Origin of the sequence: Shewanella sp. SM101, from assembly GCF_025654465.1 — a bacterium.
Taxonomy (GTDB): Bacteria; Pseudomonadota; Gammaproteobacteria; order Enterobacterales; family Shewanellaceae; genus Shewanella; species Shewanella oncorhynchi.
On the sequence record NZ_JAKKRH010000015.1, the window covers coordinates 45,784 to 62,782 of the forward strand.

Sequence of the window (16,999 nt, forward strand, 5' to 3'; positions counted from 1 at the left end):
CGATTGGCAGTGGCAGATTTAAAGCCGATATCCGATAAGGACTATCGGCTTTTTCATGTGGCCTATACGCGTTTTTCGGTATGAATTATCTGCAATTCGCGTTATCCTCCTCCCCCTATTCTTGCCCTAGCGAGAATAACAATAATTTGTATCTGATGCTGAACAGCCCAAGTACCACTCGATGCTCAGCATAGGTTTTCTGTTATAGCCGCTACGACGTAGTGGAGGATAAGATGGCATTAAGTGAAGCAGCAGTAAAAGTACAAGCCGCGTTATTAGAACGTGGACTTGAAACCCCAATGCTCCCAAGCGTTTACAGCAGTGAAGAACGTAAAGACAAGATTGAACATCATATGAAAGAAATCCTGACATTAATGTCATTGGATCTGTCAGACGATAGCCTTGCCGATACGCCGCGCCGCATTGCTAAAATGTACGTCGATGAAATCTTCTCCGGCTTAGATTATGCGAACTTCCCTAAGATCACGGTGATCGACAATAAGATGGGCTTCGATGAAATGGTGCGAGTGCAAGATATTAGCCTCACCAGCACCTGCGAGCATCATTTAGTGACGATCGATGGCACTGCGACCATAGCTTATCTACCACGCAAAAAAATCATTGGTTTATCAAAGATTAATCGCATCGTGCGTTTCTTTGCCCAACGTCCACAGGTGCAAGAGCGTTTGACTCAGCAAGTGTTAGTCGCGCTGCAGACCTTGCTCGAAACCAAAGACGTTGCGGTTAAAATGGATGCTGTGCATTACTGCGTAAAATCCCGTGGCGTGATGGACTCAACCAGTTCAACCACCACCACAGCGCTGGGCGGTATTTTTAAATCAAATCCTGCGACCCGCGCCGAGTTTTTGCATCAGTCTAAATAAGTGTATTGAAGCGTAATGTGATTTAAAGCGTGCCTAAATCAATAGCAATCAATACAACTCAACAAAAAAAACGCTGCGATTCCTTCTATAGAATCGCAGCGTTTTTTGTTTTCATACCCACTCAATCAAACCTTTCTCAACCTAGCTAAGATCAATGCTGGCTGATTAACTGATTTCACAAAGTTAGTGATCGCTACTTGATCAATACCAGCGGCTAAGCACTCGATTTAAATGCCGTATTGCTCGCGGTACTGGCTCACGGCGGCAAGTTGCACTTCCATTCCAGGCTTTTCTGATAAATAGCTAATGAGGTCGGCAAGTTTAATGATCGCCACTATGCCGCAGCCAAAATCACGCTCAACCTCTTGAATAGCCGATAACTCGCCCTTGCCTTTCTCTTGTCTATCTAAGGCGATCAACACACCGGCTAATTGTGCCTTATGGGCTTCGATGATTTCCATCGACTCACGAATTGCCGTACCGGCAGTGATCACGTCGTCTACCAACATAACGCGGCCTTTCAGCTCGCTTCCGACTAAGCTGCCACCTTCGCCGTGATCTTTTTTCTCTTTGCGGTTAAAGCAGTAAGGGATATCGATATCGTGGTGTTCACACAGGGCAACCGCCGTAGTGGTCGCAATCGGAATGCCTTTGTAAGCTGGGCCAAACAGCAAATCGTAATCAATGCCAGAATCCACCAACGCAGCGGCATAGAAACGGCCTAAACGCGCTAAGTCACGGCCAGTATTGAACAAACCCGCATTGAAGAAATAAGGACTGATACGACCCGATTTAAGGGTAAATTCGCCAAATCGCAACACCTGACGTTCTAAGGCAAATTCAATAAACTCACGTTGATAGGCTTTCACAATATCTCCTTACGGCTTTGTCTTTTATTGGTTTTTATTAGGTAATGTTTTATTAGGCAACATTTAATTCGGTACAGGGCTTGTCTAACACTAGCATCTTGCTGCAGATAAAAAGTTGCAGCTAATAAAAAGCCCCGCACTCTGTAACATGACGGGGCTTTTTCATCACCACACTATTAGTTCAGTGCGGCTTTCTGCACATCGACGATTTCACGAATACTGTTCTTCGCCAATGCCAACAGTTCGAGTAATTCTTCGTGGCTGAATGGCTCGCCTTCGGCGGTGCCTTGAATTTCGATGATCTTGCCCGTTTCCGTCATTACCACGTTCATGTCAGTTTCAGCGGCACTATCTTCGATATATTCTAGATCGCTGATCGCTTCACCCTTATAAATACCTACGCTGACAGCAGCGATAAGGAATTTAAGCGGGTTAGATTTAATGATGCCTTTACCGCGTGCCCAGTTCAGCGCATCCACTAAGGCCACACAAGCGCCAGTGATAGAAGCAGTGCGCGTGCCACCGTCAGCTTGGATCACATCACAATCGATCACGATAGTGTTTTCGCCTAGAGCTTTCATATCCACACAAGCACGCAGAGCACGGCCGATAAGACGTTGAATTTCTTGCGTACGGCCAGATTGCTTACCGCGAGCGGCCTCACGATCCATACGGCTATGGGTAGAACGTGGCAACATGCCGTATTCCGCCGTCACCCAGCCTTGACCCTGACCTTTAAGGAAACGTGGCACACCTTCAGTAAAACTGGCGGTACAAAGCACTTTCGTTTCGCCAAATTCCACTAACACAGAACCTTCGGCATGGGCCGTAAACTGGCGAGTGATAGTGATGGGACGAGTTTGTGCTGGCGTTCTGTTACTTGGACGCATGCGAGATTCCTGTATTCTGAGTCATTGACCGATTTTGGCTGCATATTATAAGGGCTTGAGCCTTAGGATGCCATGCTTAGGGTGATTCTCTGGCAAACTCATCACACTCAAACGCCTAATCCGTGTCCCTATTTGCTGTATGCCTTTAATCCTAAAGCCATTGACTCTATAATCGCCTCTCATTATGACGATTAAACCATTAGGACAACCCATGATACAAAGCATGACAGCCTACGCTCGCATCGAGCACAAAGCACAATGGGGCACTGCCTCCTGGGAAATTCGCTCAGTCAATCAACGTTATCTCGAAACTTACCTACGTTTACCCGAGCAATTCCGCAGCTTCGAACCCGTACTGCGCGACCGCCTTCGTAAACGCTTAAGCCGCGGCAAAGTTGAAGTCAATCTGCGCTACGAACTGGCAGACAACAGCAACAACGAGCTGCAATTGAATCAAGCGCTGGCCAAACAGCTATTGGGCGCCGCCAATTGGCTCAAGCAAGAAGCGGGACAAGGCGATGTCAATCTGACCGACATCCTGCGCTGGCCAGGCGTGCTAGCGAGCGGTGAACAAGATATGGATGCCATCGGCGCCGATCTGATGACAGCCTTCGACTCAGCCATAGATCAATTCATCGAAGCCCGTGGCCGTGAAGGCGAAGCCATCAAAGACATGCTGCTAAGCCGCTTAGATGGCGTGAGCGAGCAAATCGCCGTCGTACGTGAGCACATGCCTACTGTGATGCTATATCAACGCGAAAAGCTCACCAACCGCCTTGCGGAAATCAAAGGTGAACTCGACCCAGCCCGCATCGAGCAAGAAATGGTGCTACTGGCACAGAAACAAGATGTAGCTGAAGAAATGGATCGCCTCGAAGCCCATGTGGCCGAAGCGCGCCGTATCCTCAAAAAAGGCGGCAGCGAAGGTCGCCGTTTAGATTTTATGATGCAAGAATTTAACCGCGAATCGAACACGCTCGCCTCTAAATCCATCAGTACTGAAATCACTTCAGCCGCAGTTGAACTTAAAGTGCTCATCGAGCAAATGCGCGAGCAGATCCAGAACGTTGAGTAAGGTTTCAACTTGTTCTAGCAGGTTATAAATAACCAATAAAACCCAGCACTTGCTGGGTTTTATGTTTTTACAGGTTCGAGTTTGTTTGCTCTATGTAAGCGAAAAAGAGGTATTACAGATTGGGTGATTCTTTATTGATCTAAATAGGGGGTAGCCCGCATCTTGCGCCAACACATTAAGCCAAAGATAGAGTTCACTTGGGCATGTCAGTAGCCAAGCTTGGCATTGAAATGCCGTCATTACCTGTATAGGTAATGGCATTCTAAAATCCAGTCGTTCCAGTACCTGCATTGGTAATAATAACGATTGCGCAAAGGCATGATTATGATAAAAATACCAAATTCTATGCCCTTATCAGTCATGACAAACTGGAGATCTTTTACCTCTGCAACAAACTCAACGAGATCTAACCGCAGTAAATCATCAGTTAAAGAGTAAGCGGGATGCTGGCGTGGTGGTGAATAGGGTAAGGCAGTAAAAATTGCAGTCTCTAGCGCCGAATACTGTGTTTTAGGCTCGCTTAATGCTTCATCTTGCTCATCGGCTCCACTCTCTGCGTAAGTTATTGCATCTAGCTGAAACAGGCTCGCAATCTGCGGCTTATTCAGACTGAGCAAATCTGACAATACATCAGCATCAAAGCTAGGAACATTGAGAAAAGACATATAGCGGGCAAACCATTTAAGCCCTTGTTGGCTTTCAAGCTTATCATCGCGCCAATCTTCAAGTGCCAAATGGATCAATCGCTCGCGCGTATCTCGTTTATCTAAAACGGGGTTTATTTCAGCACCAATAGCGACCAAACGGTTCATGCCAGCAAAATCACGCTGGCGGTATAAGTGCACTAACAGCGAGGCGCTATCATCACCATTAACCGAATGTTGCCAGTCAATCTCCAATAATGGATATAAGACTTCATATTGGGGTTCCATTAACCACATTTGTGGGCAGTAATGATCGCACCAGTCCCATACGCCGCAAAACTCTGCCACATCCCTTGCCTTGCGGTTGGCCTCGTATGAACATTGGATCTCAATATCGGGATGCAAGAGTAACAGGTTAAAAATGGCTCTTTGATTGTAAGCAACCGCCATGGCAAGCAAGTTATTTTCAAATCCATATGCAGCCAAATTGGTTTGTGCCAATAGTGCGACGACTAATTGAGTGTTGCCTTTTGCTATCGCGATTTCAAAAGGGTCTGGCTCATCCCATTGTTGTTCACACTGTTCAATGAACGCTTGTGCGGCACTTGCGTACTCCTGTGCTGCGAATAAGCTATTAAAGTCTTGGCGCTCTACTGTTTCAGGCTCACTGGCTGGAACTTGGTAATCATTAAGATAACTTAACAGCCAACTGCTTTCTCGGGCTTGTTTTAGCCATTGAACATCAAGCAGTTTTTTATTTTCAATCATTACGTACCCTTAAAAATCCGAATGGCTAACCACCTTATTGTTAATTTCTAATCAAGCTTTAGCTATTTCGATCATAGCGTTTAGGATAATAAATATAATTACTCGCCTTATTAGCTAAATATGCTGTTTTCTCTAAGGTTTTTATTGTGTTTTTAGCATTCAATCCACCCAACCAACTTTTGATATAAGCAAGTGAGTTAGGACGAACGCTCTTGACTAAGCCAAATCTCGCACATAGGAACGCAGAACCAATCTCAGCCACCAACTCCTCAAAAGCATAATCTGCGTCACCGAACTGCCCGAAAGTGCGGTTTAATCTTGTCTCATGTCCCGTCCAATGCACTAGCTCATGTAGTAAAGTCGCATAATAAGCCTTGGTACTATCTTTGCCCCTAAATAGCTCTTTACGCGGCACTTCAATATAGTCATCGTGATAATGGAAACAAGCCTCACCATTATGGGTGTGCTGTATCACAAGCATATTTTCTGGCGCTTGTGTCAATTCCTGAATTCGGCTTGCGAGGACAGGCAATTCTTGCACCTTGGTATCTTCAAAACTTTTACCAGTGTAACCAATAACCTCATCCGCGTTATAGACTAATGAAACCTTGCGGCCGAACGTACTTTCAAATGTAGCATTCTCACTGTCTAACTCATCTTCACTACCTAACTTAAAATAATGAAAAACGGGAGTCGCATTGGCATTTGGCTTTAGTTCGTACCCCATTGCTGCCCACTGTTTTTGAGTCGCCCACATATGGCTGTCATAACCATAGATTTCTGCGTTAATTGACAAAAACATCCAAGTATATAAAGACTTATACTCTCTCAAGGTTTTTGCATTGTAATAGGACTCATAGTTAGCATGGGTGAGCCACTCGGCAATAAAATCTTTAGAATGCTCACTCCATCCATTGGCGATATTTTCAAATATCGGCGCATCCAAATCCCAGTTGGCTGCACCTGCTTGAGCAAGATCGGCTAATCTTCTAAATTGTTTAAACATGGTTCCATTTAGCGATTCCAATAACTGAGTTGCTGAACCAAGTTGAATATCTAAATCGAGCTCATCTAAATAGCTGCACCACCAATCAAACTCTAACAATAAGGGCTTAATGTCCCCTTTAGTCGCCGCAGCCCAATCTTCACCGACGGCGCAATCAAAGATCTTTTCTAAATCACTGGTGCTATGCCTACGTTCAAATTTTTTTAATATTTCTGGATAAGGCATATCCACGCTGGCTTCCAGACTGGCAATCATTTCTGCCGCACTTCTTAATCCAGCAATACTTGCGCTCAGCGCGTCATCTTCAGACAACCAGTCGATAGGGCTAGTCGTAGTCCACGTTGCTTGCAGAAAAGTGCTGAATTTCGTATTACCATTCATGCTTTCAGATCGGTTCAGCAAATTTTCGACAGTACGCCCTGTTGCCAAAGCGTACTCGGATTGCACAAATGGATTTCTCCTAAACTCTGCTAAATTGCTCATATTTTAAATCCTTTTATTGGTTGAAGTTGACTGTCTCAAGCAAGTTACAAACATCATTGAAAAATTTATCACTGACTCACAATAAGTACACACTGCATGGATTGAGTATTTTGATTTTGGCTACTTACCTCTCGGGCGCGTTCAGCTTTGATACGTTTCAGCAAAGCCTCGGCGCTGTTATCACCTGATATCAGTTCAGGGTTCGCAGCACGCCATAAAATGGTCGGGAGCCATTTTGAACGACCACAGGTCGGCCCGAAGGGCAAACTACAGGGAAGTAGTTTGTAATCGGCGGTTAGTTCACCTCTGAAGGCTTTAGCAGTTAACTGATTCGTCATGCTTTTGCCTTTTTAGCTGTTGTTTTCTTTACAGGCTTAAGCTTAGCGCGTTCAGCTTTGATGCGTTTTAGCAAGGCTTCGGCGCTGTTGTCACCGGATATCAGTTCAGGGTTCGCAGCGCGCCAGTCAGCTGTCAGTTCGCCGCGAAAGGCTTTGGCGAGTATCGACTGAGTGAGATTGTTGACGCGTGCTTGCGCGGCATTAACCTGCACTTCAACTTTATCAGCTAAGGCGAATAACTCTTCGACACGGCGGACGATTTCGGTTTGCTCTTCGATAGGAGCAAACGGAATGGCCAATACCTTCATATCTTGTAGATGTAGGTTTTTAATAGCAGTACCAACAATTCTGCTAGATACATCAATCTCATTGACCCATTTTTGCAAAGCAATATCAATGAATTGCATATTTACCATTGAAGATACAGGCTTAATCAGTGCAACACTTACAAATAATGAAAATTCAATACATTGTTTCACTATGGCTGTTCGTCCAATAGTCCCACTTTTTGTAATTAACAAATCCCCGATTTCAGGCTTACATCTTTTACTTAACGTATCGTGCTCTGCTTCAGAAATAAACTTAGTACTCTCAAAATTTATCTGTCCATTTTTTATATCTTTCACAGAGATGAAAGGAATGCCTGCGTCAATATAAGTAGGCGTATGATGTGTTCCATCAACTATTTTTAACGATAAGAAATCTAATGATACCCACTGCCATGATTCTGGAATTATATACTCCTCTGAAAGGAGATGAGTTTTTGAAGGGCTCTTTTTCCCTAACCGATTAATCCTACTTACTTTAATTTCATCGAGCGATATGCTTGCGGGAGTATAAGCACATTTTTCACGCCACTCTTCCGTAAGCTTGCCGCTGACTGCGGCGGCGAGGACGGATTGGCGGAATGATTTTAAGATAGCGGGGATGGCATCGAGGCGGGCTTTAGTGCTTTCCACCTGCGCCAGCAATTCATCCAGCTTGTCGGCAATGACCTTTTGTTCGGCTAGTGGGGGGAGGTTGATTTCTATGGGATATACTTTAGCACCTGAGATAACAGGTTGTGCCGTACTCGAGTCATTCTGCCTTAAGTCAGCATTCGTCAATAATAGATATAGAAACTTCTGACCCATTACCTTTTCATCAAAGCTTGTAATAAAAGCATTATCTGTAATCCAAGCTCGTTTGGGAGTCAAATGAACAGAGCCACAATAGTATCCTACACGACCTATCGCAATGGTTTCTTTTTCAATATTACTGTCGTTGTGCCAACCTGTTACACCATTTCCACCAAAAACAGGTATCTCCCCTTCAATCATTTTGGATTTAGTTAATCCCTGCCCAGAGGAGATACTAATGACATCACCTAAAATAGTTCGTGCCCAACTCTCAGGAATCATTTCACTCATTCCCTCACCCCACCCGCTAGTGACGCAACCAATGCTTCAAGATCAGCCAGTGCGCCTTTGAGTTCTGTCATGGCTTCACCCGCCAATTCTTCTGGTGTGCCTAAGTCGGCGACATCGACGCTGTTAGCATCCTTTAGCCATGAGATATCCAGTGAATCACCCTTAGTATCACGGATAAATTCACGACTGAATACGCGCCAGCGGCTTTGGGCTAGGCGTTCATCTATACCTTGATTGACTTCGGTCGTTTCGATTTCGACGGCTTCCGCATTAAACGACCATTCACCTTCTTTCCTTGCTGAAAGATCTGGATTCCCGCCTTCGCGGGAATGACTAGACGGGTCATAAACAGCTTCAAACGGGGTTAAGTGTTGCTCACCAAAGGGAGTGCGTTTACCAAAGTTAGGCATGTTAGTGCGCAGGTCATACACCCAAGTATTCGTGGTGCAGTTTTCCTCTTGTAACTTATCTTTGGCACTGCCTTTAGTGAAAAACAAGACGTTGGTTTTCACGCCTGCGGCGTAGAAGATGCCTGTCGGCAGACGCAAGATAGTGTGTAGGTTGCACTTGTGCATTAAATCGCGGCGCACATCAGTACCGACGCCCGCCTCAAATAAGACATTATCTGGCAATACCACGGCGGCGCGGCCACCTGGCTTTAGGTTGCGGTAGATGTGCTGTAAAAACGCCAGCTGTTTGTTGCTGGTGTGATAGGTTAAGTCGTCACGGGTGATGGACGCATCGCCGCCCTTGCTAGTGCCAAAAGGCGGGTTAGCCAAGATAATATCGGCCTTGGGTAAACTCATACCGACTTGACCCAAAGAATTGCCTAAATGCACTACGCCTTCGTCGTCACCTTCCATGCCATGGAGTAGACAGTTCATTAACGCTAAACGGCGGGTGGAGGGCACAAGCTCGACACCGACAAAGGCGTGGTTTTTTTGAAACTCTTTTTGTTTGTCGGTTAAATCATACAGATCATCGGTTTGCGCTTTAATGTAGCTATCGGCGGCAATTAAAAAACCTGCAGTACCAGCGGCGGGATCTTGAATCACTTCGCCCGCTTGGGGGTTAATCACCCGCACCATAGAGTCGATTAATGCACGCGGGGTAAAGTATTGGCCCGCACCGGATTTAGTCTCGTTGGCGTTTTTTCTAACAAGCCTTCGTATAAGTCACCTAAACCGTCTTTTTGGGCGCTGAACCAGTCAATCGAATCCAGTGATTTTATCAGCTGCTTTAAATGGCGTGGCTCACGCAGGCGGGTTTGCGCATCGGCATAAATGGCTAAAATCAGCGGATCGGCGTGTAGGGTATTGCCTTCACTGTCTTTGCCCGTCGATAGGGTGAGTAAAATGCGTTTGTAATCATCAAGTAGGTTGAGGCCATCTTTATCGTTTAAGTCAGACCAGCGGCAGCCGCTTGGCAAGGTGTGTTTATTGAGTAAACCTGCCTCGGTATTTTCGTGCACCATTTTGATAAACAGTAATAACACCAGTTCGGTAACGTAATCGGAATAGTTAATGCCGTCGTCGCGCAGTACATCACACAGGTTCCAAAGTTTTTGGACGATATCGCTGTTGCTGCTTGTTATGCTCATGGGATTCTCAATGTTGTAATTTGGCTAATGATTGATGCATTAGGCTTAGGTATGTGGTTTATAAATAGGTTCAAGCTTATTGGCTGTCATCACCTAGCGTTTAATGACCTGTTTACATTACCCTGTTCAAAGCTCATAACGGCTGAACTGGTTACTGTCTTTGGTCATCAAAGTGACAAATTTAGGGTGGACAAAGAGCTTCTCTTTACCCGATTGCACCTCTTCAAGCACACCTATGTCGCATAACTGCTTTAAGTAAACGGAAGCGGTTTGACGTTTGGCTAAGCCACTTTCGACGAGGTTTTGAATACGGCAATAAGGTTGTTCAAAAATCACTTGTACCAACTCATGGCTATAAATTTTGGGTAGCTGCTGACGTACATATTCTGTGGTATGGGCGATGAGTTCGCGCGCTGCGGCAATTTTATGGGTGGTCCATTTAGCCGTTTGCTCGACAGCGTTAAGGATAAAGATGATCCACGGCTGCCACTCTTGCTTAGTCGTCACGTTAAGCAATAAACGGTAATAGTCTTGCTTATTCGCGACGATATAGCGGCTCAGATACAAGATAGGTGCGCTAAGCAGTTGTTGGTCGATAAGGTAGAGAATATTGAGCACACGACCCGTACGACCATTGCCATCGATAAAAGGATGGATGGCTTCAAACTGGTAGTGGGCCATAGCCATTTTGATCAGTGGATCAACATCATCTTGATTATGCAAAAAGGCTTCCCAGTTACTGAGTAAGTCACGAATGACACTCTCGCCTGCTGGTGGCGTATAAATAACCTCACCTGTGGCCTGATTCGTTAAGCTAGTACCAGGCACTTTACGCACGTCCATCTGCACGGACTTAATAGTGCTGCAGATTTCTAATGCGGTAGTGACACACAGGGGACGGTTGCTTAACTGAGTAAAGCCTTGATAAAGCGCAGTGCGATAACGTAGCGCTTCTTTGGTCATCGGGTCCGCTTGGCTATCTTCTTGGGCATACTGAAATAGCTTGTCGGTGGTGGTAACGATATTTTCAATCTCGCTACTGCCTTGGGCTTCTAGCAGGGGCAATAAATTAATCAATAAGCCTTGATTGGGCAGTAGTTCACCTGCTTGCTTTAGCTCTGCAAGGGCGGCGCGGGCAGGAATACAGGCTTTGAGTATGGGTAAGGTTTCGGCCAACTCCGCGAGTGCGCTGTCTAGCGGTAGTGGCGGTAAATGGTTGTATGCTTGTTCAGCTTGCCATTCCATGTTTAAAAAACCTTCTTTTATCGACATAAATAGAGATTGAGGTGAGCTTATGTCTATTCAATCGACATGTAAAGAAAACATGTTTACAAAACTTAGTTTAATCGACATGTTTGGGTTGTTTTTGGGACTCATGTCGATAGTATCAACATCAAGGGAGCGTTAGGGCTGCCGTTTTGTGTTCAGTGACATGTAGAGAAATACTAATTTCTACAAGTCACTCATATTATTGGATGTCTATTCGTCTTTTAGCCCAATCTTGGTAATGCTTATCCCAAGAGCGAGAATTCTTTTGAACTTCCAAAGATGGACGTAATTTTTCAGGTACGTAGTGCCCATCATAAAATCGACCACACAATCGACAAGCAATGTCCATCAAATCTCTCATCTCATCACTAGGAGAGGGGAGCGATTGTCGGCCTCTGTGTAAGCCCAACACTCGATCTATTCCACCAGCAACTGCACAAGGATAATAACCTTGCGGAGTGAGCCCCATACCGCAGCTGCTTGCTATATCGCACCCGTTGCTATAATCGGCAAATTTGTATAAAACACTGTCCTGCGGAGCCATATTGAATGGTCCGAAACTCGGCTGAACATTACCGGTTTTATATGAGTTTTCAACCCATATACCTTCTGGTAGGTTTTCTAGCACGGCATTGACCTTTCGACCATAACCGTTTGTGACCAACTCAATAACCGTGTCAGGATGATAGGTTTTCAGAACTAATAGTTGTTCAATTATGGATTGAAACTCTGGGTGTAAAGTCGGCTCGCCACCTAAGATCCTAATGCGTTTCCATGGTGTTTTTCGTTGTAATGATTGCTCAACAAAATTAACTATCTGGCTTAAATTTATATGAATATTATCAGGTGCTTGGGCGGAGGAACGATTGCAGTTATTACATTTTAAGTTACATTGATATGTAATATCGATTTCAATTAACTCATGCGAGGTATGATATTGCCCTCCCAGCATCATTGTGGAAAGCTTTTGAATCCTCAACCAACGTAGTATTTTTTTCACTGCAAACTTAGCGCGAACCAATGCAATATACTTAGTTGGGTAATCTTTCGGGTATCGAAAAGTTGTTTGATTGCTCTTTTGTAAATTCCAAATTTTCACGATGTACTTTTGCTCCTTGCTTGTAACTCATACTATGTGAGTTACGTAAATTGAAACTCGCGATTGATCATGCCCAACAGAAATGACTACCAACCATCAATGCCTTGGCAACTCATTGGAAATGGGCCTAAGAATGACACTTTTCATACGTCGTCATTACAATTTCATACTAACGTAGTGGTGTTTAACCATGGCTTTGAAGAGCTGACCACCGCAAGTCGCATTTATAATGCAATGCTAGCGAAATCCGATTCTCCTCGTTGTATAAATGGCATTCTGGCAACCAAATCATTTTCAATGCAATTAGCACAAAGCTATCTAGAGTTAAGTTCTGCTTTGAAGCAAATAGCATCGGTTGGACTAACTACACTGCATGCGCTCACTCAGACATCAGAAAAATATATTAATGTCATTGGTATGACATTACTTCCGTCGTTAGTGAAAACAACCTGTTGGGCACCTAATCAAGTTGTCCCAAGCCATTACCATAATTGGCTAGGTGAACGTCGCATTGCCCTTAATCTATGCCAACAGTTTCCCATTACATGGCCAGACTTAACGCTTAAATCGAATCCTATAGGGCATGATTGGATTGCAAATCCTGATCGCTTATTACTCGAATTACAGCAACAGCCTGCCAATACCAAAGCACTTGTTCGGCTATCAACTATCTCTGCAAAATGCTGGTTAGAGCACCTCTCCATAGACACATTGACTGCACTTGAGCCCTTATTCCATTTAGATCGTAAATCACATCGTTCCAAAAACTGGTGGCTATTCAACCATGAAGCATCTTTCGAAATCGCTCGGATTCAATATACTCTTGCATGGTGTCAACAATCCCTTTTGCTAAGTACCTAAGGGCGCTTTCGCAAAGATCTCTTCGAGTAGTTTGACTTGCTCGACCTTCAATGCTTTGGGGTATTCGACTCGCTGGTGAAAGTATGTATAGCCCTGGTCCACGAACATAGGGACTTTTGCCAATTCAGTCATCGGCAACATAGTCGCATAATCCGTTACTGATGATATCCATTCGTTACCGTTCTTAAAGTAAGTGAGAGGGACTTTATCAAATAATGACTTTTTAAAAGCTCGTTGATGGGCCCAAACGTTACCACCACCTTTATACCTCACTTCGGTATATTCAGGTTTGTACAGCTTTAACGGTTTATTTGGCCTAAACATCGGCATATGCACTAGATCGGCCCCCTGATTCGCGGCGTTATAGATATTTTGCACTACGTCTTTACGCATTAAGCAATCATCTTGATCTAAGATCACTATCATGCTGTCATCGTTGGTGCATATTTCAGATATGGCGTAGACAAAGTTAGGTATACGTCCTTGGTGTTTTTCGCGACGAATGAGGGTCGTTTTAGACTTCAATGAGCCCAGAACTAGCGGGTAGTGCCAATTGTTAACATAGCCACTAGCATCATCGATTAACACAATGCCGAACGACTGAAGTGTCTGCGCTCTTAAGCTATCAAGGCATCGTACCAGCTTTTCAATAGCGGTATACCGCCCCTTTACTAAAAAGATAACGGGTTCATTTCTCGGCGGGTACCGCCAATCGGCATTGGCAACTAAGTCAAACTGTTCTTGTTGTGTGTTTGGATATAAACCTTGAGCTATACAATCTCGAACAACAGCAAAATCAATAAATGCCTTGTCTTCATTGCGAGGGTGAATGTAGAAAGCGTTAGGATCACCGCCACGTAACGAACACAAGTCATCTAGCTGCTGCCTAGCTTGCAATGCTCTATGCCAAGTTAAGGTATATTTGCCATTAGCAATTGGGTTGGCTATCGGCTGTAGCGCTTTCACTTTTTCGAGATCCAACAATCCCATTCTCACTTCGGGTGCAAACTCCCCGCTTTGCCCGAAATAAGGTAAAAAGTTATCCGTTGACTTAGGTATATTGAAGCCGACACTAATCACTTTTGGGTCTAGTAATTCGGTTTTCATTTCTGCCAAGTAATTATGTTGCCAATCTTTTCGCCCCACTAGTACGTCACAATCACACTGCAAAACATAACGCGTTTCAATTTGATCAAAAGCCCACAGTTGAGAAAAAAGAGGCGCTAGTTTCTCTGTGTGAGAGTGGGTGATCTTAGAGGTTCCAAACCATTGGCCGTAAGTCTCCTGTATTTGTGACTTGCAAGTTGGCGCAACAAGAATCTCATCAATAAGCTGCTCCCTAAGTAGTGTGTTGGCAGCAAGATTCAGTGTATTGAAATTACCGGGGTGAAACTGGCGTAAAAAAGGCCCCCGATAACTATCGAGCAGTAAGATGACTCGTTTAAATCTCAAGGGGTAGTTGAGCTGAGTAACAATATGACTGACTTGTGAGAATAATATCTCAGCATCTTGCGCACAGGCTTTAATGAGTAGAGTGGTCTCTTTGTCGTGGCAAGCTTTGAACCCTGTCAACGCTTGGGTGTTTACTAGGTGAACATGAGGATGCAACGCCTCAATCAGTGCCAAATAGAAGTCTGAAAAACCTGTCAGTTGCTGCAATGTTTTATCTTGAGCAATATATGATTCGCGCCTGACTAATTCTTCATCGGGTAGTTGTAATATGGCAATCGCATACAGGCGCGCCGCCATGTCCAGAAACTTACTTGATGTTAGGGGCTGAATGTCACTGCCTATATCAATATAGTGAAGGCTACCATCCGGTAGTTGACGAATATTATCTCTTTTAATATTCATACCGCAGATCCCTGCGGTGTACATTCCCTGCAGAAATTGGCCAATCACAACAGAGGACAAGGGCAGTTTGAGTTCTGTAGAGCCTAAATCTGGTGTACTGTAGCTCCAGCATTCCTGGTGCTTTCTCCACTCGACTTGCGGTACAAGGCTATTGTTGGGTAATGCCTGTTTAAGCCAAGCGACGTGCTCATCATTAATCGCCCATGGATAAAACTGTTTCTCTATTTTATTCCCATTTTGAATCACAATCCCTTCTTGCCCTGAGCCTAAATAGTCGTCATTGGACTCTATCGCTAACAACCATTGCTTTGCAACATAAGCCAAACGCTGGCGTTGCTCTTTCCAAAGATCTTTTTTCTTATTACTTTGGGTATCAGTCCCCCCCAAAGTATATATCGCATAGCAAGGATAACTGACAACTTCACCCGTAAACTGAGGTAATAACAACAATCTAGTAACAAACCAATGATCCTCAGCACTGCGAATATTTGGATAGCGCTCAGTGACCTTGGTGCTGATGAGTAAGTTACATGAAGGGAGTTCATTGCTCACTTTCCCCCGGCAAAAGTCGTCGATAAAAGCGACAAGTTTGTGAGGATTTAATAGCAACTCTGGGTCAGCTATGTTTATCTGAGGTAATGTCTTCCCATCGAGGATTAATCTATTACTCCCCAAGACGAAATCAACCTGTTTCGCCTCTCCTTTGACCCATAATGACTCAACACTTTTGAGATTGTCGAAGGCATCATCGGCATCAAGTCTAGCAACCCATTTCGCCTTGGACGTTGCTGCATAATCAAGTATTTGATTCCTCATCCTCGCTGGTGAACCACAAAAAGCACTTATTACCGTTACCGAAGGATGAGATCGCAGTTCTGCACAACAGCTCTGCCAGTTATCTGTTGATTGGTCGTCCACGATAATGATTCGTGCTTTGCGTTCAATAACGACGGTTTGAGATATCGCACTTATTAATGCTCTTGCTAGAGTATCTGCCTGATTGTGTAAGCCTATACCTATTATAATCGGCGCATTAACATATTCTGGGGCGCATAATTTATGCTTTACGATTTGACGTAATACTAAACCGACCGATGACTTGCGAGTAGTTTTAAGAGAATGTTCCAGCAACAATTCTAATATCCTTATTAGTGTTTATTTCATTCAATATTGTTTGCTCTGTGATATCGAACATCGATGACACTCTTTCAAAATACTGATGTTTTTGATTTTCATCCATGAGATAACCATGAAGCGCCATGAACTGAGCACAACCGATTAGTTTTTGTAGAGACCCCTTAGCGGATAACGCACTAGTGTGAACACCAACACTCCAAGCGACTGTAACTGCCTGTGTATAGGTCATTTCAACTTCTGGCAATGCCAATATCCTGATGGCTAAATCTTTATCATTGCTGCTCACCAGACCATCACTGAAGCCTCCGACGTTCTTTAAAAGTTTCAATCGACAAAAAGTATTTGAACCTTGCCAGCCAGGGTTACCAACTAAGAAGTCACTCCGCTGAACATTATTAGGAATGTTAGCGGAAACAAATTTTTCATCTCGAACAACAGAAATGCCTGATAACACAACATCAGCTCGCCCCTCCTTAGAGTGATTAATGCATTTTTCTAAGTGGTTTGGATGCCAATAATCATCGTCATCTAATATAGCGACATAGCAATCTTCGAAATGTTGATCAATGTAGGTTAACCCGGTATTCCAAGCACCAGCTGCGCCTTGGGCGCGCTGATTCACAAGAACTGTAATGTGAAAAGGTGCAACCACGACCTTAACGGCGGCAAGCTCTTGCTCTGTTAAGGCTAATTTATCAGTTACTAGTACGATTTTATTCGGTTGATAAGTTTGCGCTATAACTGAAGGCAATGAGACAGTTATAAGTGATTCAAAGCGCGGAATTGACGCGATTAATACAACGATGTCCATCA

Annotated in this window: 13 protein-coding genes and 1 pseudogene; 3 read left to right on the top strand and 11 right to left on the bottom strand. The window is 44.3% G+C overall.

Annotated elements, in window-relative coordinates; translation table 11 throughout:
- Window positions 1–233: 233 nt before the first annotated feature.
- Window positions 234–884 carry a GTP cyclohydrolase I FolE gene (gene folE / locus L5M38_RS10260; RefSeq protein ID WP_006079864.1) on the top strand — a complete coding sequence of 217 codons (651 nt, stop codon included), beginning with the start codon at window positions 234–236 and terminating at the stop codon, window positions 882–884.
- Between the two features lie 227 nt (window positions 885–1,111).
- Here the strand turns inward: folE and pyrE are convergent, their stop codons facing one another.
- Both pyrE and rph read right to left on the bottom strand, forming a co-directional pair.
- Window positions 1,112–1,753 (bottom strand): orotate phosphoribosyltransferase, encoded by a 642-nt coding sequence (gene pyrE / locus L5M38_RS10265; protein ID WP_006079863.1) that lies wholly within the window; start codon window positions 1,751–1,753, stop codon window positions 1,112–1,114.
- Window positions 1,754–1,929: 176 nt separating this feature from the next.
- On the bottom strand, window positions 1,930–2,643 hold the full coding sequence (gene rph / locus L5M38_RS10270; RefSeq protein ID WP_006079862.1) for a ribonuclease PH: 714 nt from the start codon (window positions 2,641–2,643) through the stop codon (window positions 1,930–1,932).
- A 211-nt stretch (window positions 2,644–2,854) separates the two neighbouring features.
- Here rph and L5M38_RS10275 point away from each other — a divergent pair, with 211 nt between their 5' ends.
- Window positions 2,855–3,718: a YicC/YloC family endoribonuclease gene (locus L5M38_RS10275; RefSeq protein WP_006079861.1), complete on the top strand. Its 864-nt coding sequence runs from the start codon at window positions 2,855–2,857 to the stop codon at window positions 3,716–3,718.
- A gap of 239 nt (window positions 3,719–3,957) precedes the next feature.
- Here L5M38_RS10275 and L5M38_RS10280 read toward each other — a convergent pair whose 3' ends face one another.
- The 7 genes and pseudogenes from L5M38_RS10280 to L5M38_RS10310 all read right to left on the bottom strand — a co-directional run bounded on the left by L5M38_RS10280 (window position 3,958) and on the right by L5M38_RS10310 (window position 12,334).
- Window positions 3,958–5,130: a hypothetical protein gene (locus L5M38_RS10280; protein WP_263179015.1), complete on the bottom strand. Its 1,173-nt coding sequence runs from the start codon at window positions 5,128–5,130 to the stop codon at window positions 3,958–3,960.
- A gap of 58 nt (window positions 5,131–5,188) precedes the next feature.
- A complete protein-coding gene (locus L5M38_RS10285) occupies window positions 5,189–6,619 on the bottom strand; it encodes a zincin-like metallopeptidase domain-containing protein (RefSeq protein ID WP_263179017.1) in 1,431 nt (476 codons plus the stop codon).
- 68 nt (window positions 6,620–6,687) lie between these two features.
- Window positions 6,688–6,957, bottom strand: coding sequence for a hypothetical protein (locus L5M38_RS10290; RefSeq protein ID WP_263179018.1), 270 nt, complete (start codon window positions 6,955–6,957; stop codon window positions 6,688–6,690).
- The gene (locus L5M38_RS10295) at window positions 6,954–8,366 is read right to left on the bottom strand and encodes a restriction endonuclease subunit S (RefSeq protein WP_263179020.1); all 1,413 of its coding nucleotides are present in this window, start codon (window positions 8,364–8,366) and stop codon (window positions 6,954–6,956) included. The genes L5M38_RS10290 and L5M38_RS10295 overlap by 4 nt, the downstream gene beginning before the upstream one ends.
- Window positions 8,363–9,966 (bottom strand): annotated as a pseudogene (locus L5M38_RS10300) (N-6 DNA methylase). The gene L5M38_RS10295 and the pseudogene L5M38_RS10300 overlap by 4 nt, the downstream one beginning before the upstream one ends.
- A 126-nt stretch (window positions 9,967–10,092) precedes the next feature.
- Window positions 10,093–11,211 (bottom strand): protein adenylyltransferase Fic, encoded by a 1,119-nt coding sequence (fic, locus tag L5M38_RS10305; protein WP_263179022.1) that lies wholly within the window; start codon window positions 11,209–11,211, stop codon window positions 10,093–10,095.
- 223 nt (window positions 11,212–11,434) lie between these two features.
- Window positions 11,435–12,334 carry a radical SAM protein gene (locus L5M38_RS10310; protein WP_263179025.1) on the bottom strand — a complete coding sequence of 300 codons (900 nt, stop codon included), beginning with the start codon at window positions 12,332–12,334 and terminating at the stop codon, window positions 11,435–11,437.
- Between the two features lie 69 nt (window positions 12,335–12,403).
- Here L5M38_RS10310 and L5M38_RS10315 point away from each other — a divergent pair, with 69 nt between their 5' ends.
- Window positions 12,404–13,195 carry a hypothetical protein gene (locus L5M38_RS10315; RefSeq protein WP_263168681.1) on the top strand — a complete coding sequence of 264 codons (792 nt, stop codon included), beginning with the start codon at window positions 12,404–12,406 and terminating at the stop codon, window positions 13,193–13,195.
- Here the strand turns inward: L5M38_RS10315 and L5M38_RS10320 are convergent.
- Entirely contained in the window at window positions 13,184–16,183 is a 3,000-nt protein-coding gene (locus L5M38_RS10320) for a glycosyltransferase family 2 protein (RefSeq protein WP_263179027.1), read from the bottom strand. The two genes, L5M38_RS10315 and L5M38_RS10320, sit on opposite strands and share 12 nt — an antisense overlap.
- A complete protein-coding gene (locus L5M38_RS10325; protein WP_263168685.1) occupies window positions 16,161–16,997 on the bottom strand; it encodes a glycosyltransferase family 2 protein in 837 nt (278 codons plus the stop codon). The genes L5M38_RS10320 and L5M38_RS10325 overlap by 23 nt, the downstream gene beginning before the upstream one ends.
- Between the last annotated feature and the right edge of the window lie 2 nt (window positions 16,998–16,999).

What these genes read in the sequence shown, in the direction of transcription:
- L5M38_RS10285 (WP_263179017.1), bottom strand. Translation starts at nt 6,619, where the DNA reads ATGAGCAATTTAGCAGAGTTTAGGAGAAATCCATTTGTGCAATCCGAG.
- L5M38_RS10275 (WP_006079861.1), top strand. Translation starts at nt 2,855, where the DNA reads ATGATACAAAGCATGACAGCCTACGCTCGCATCGAGCACAAAGCACAA.
- L5M38_RS10295 (WP_263179020.1), bottom strand. Translation starts at nt 8,366, where the DNA reads ATGAGTGAAATGATTCCTGAGAGTTGGGCACGAACTATTTTAGGTGAT.
- fic (WP_263179022.1), bottom strand. Translation starts at nt 11,211, where the DNA reads ATGGAATGGCAAGCTGAACAAGCATACAACCATTTACCGCCACTACCG.
- rph (WP_006079862.1), bottom strand. Translation starts at nt 2,643, where the DNA reads ATGCGTCCAAGTAACAGAACGCCAGCACAAACTCGTCCCATCACTATC.
- L5M38_RS10325 (WP_263168685.1), bottom strand. Translation starts at nt 16,997, where the DNA reads ATGGACATCGTTGTATTAATCGCGTCAATTCCGCGCTTTGAATCACTT.
- L5M38_RS10280 (WP_263179015.1), bottom strand. Translation starts at nt 5,130, where the DNA reads ATGATTGAAAATAAAAAACTGCTTGATGTTCAATGGCTAAAACAAGCC.
- L5M38_RS10315 (WP_263168681.1), top strand. Translation starts at nt 12,404, where the DNA reads ATGCCCAACAGAAATGACTACCAACCATCAATGCCTTGGCAACTCATT.
- L5M38_RS10290 (WP_263179018.1), bottom strand. Translation starts at nt 6,957, where the DNA reads ATGACGAATCAGTTAACTGCTAAAGCCTTCAGAGGTGAACTAACCGCC.
- folE (WP_006079864.1), top strand. Translation starts at nt 234, where the DNA reads ATGGCATTAAGTGAAGCAGCAGTAAAAGTACAAGCCGCGTTATTAGAA.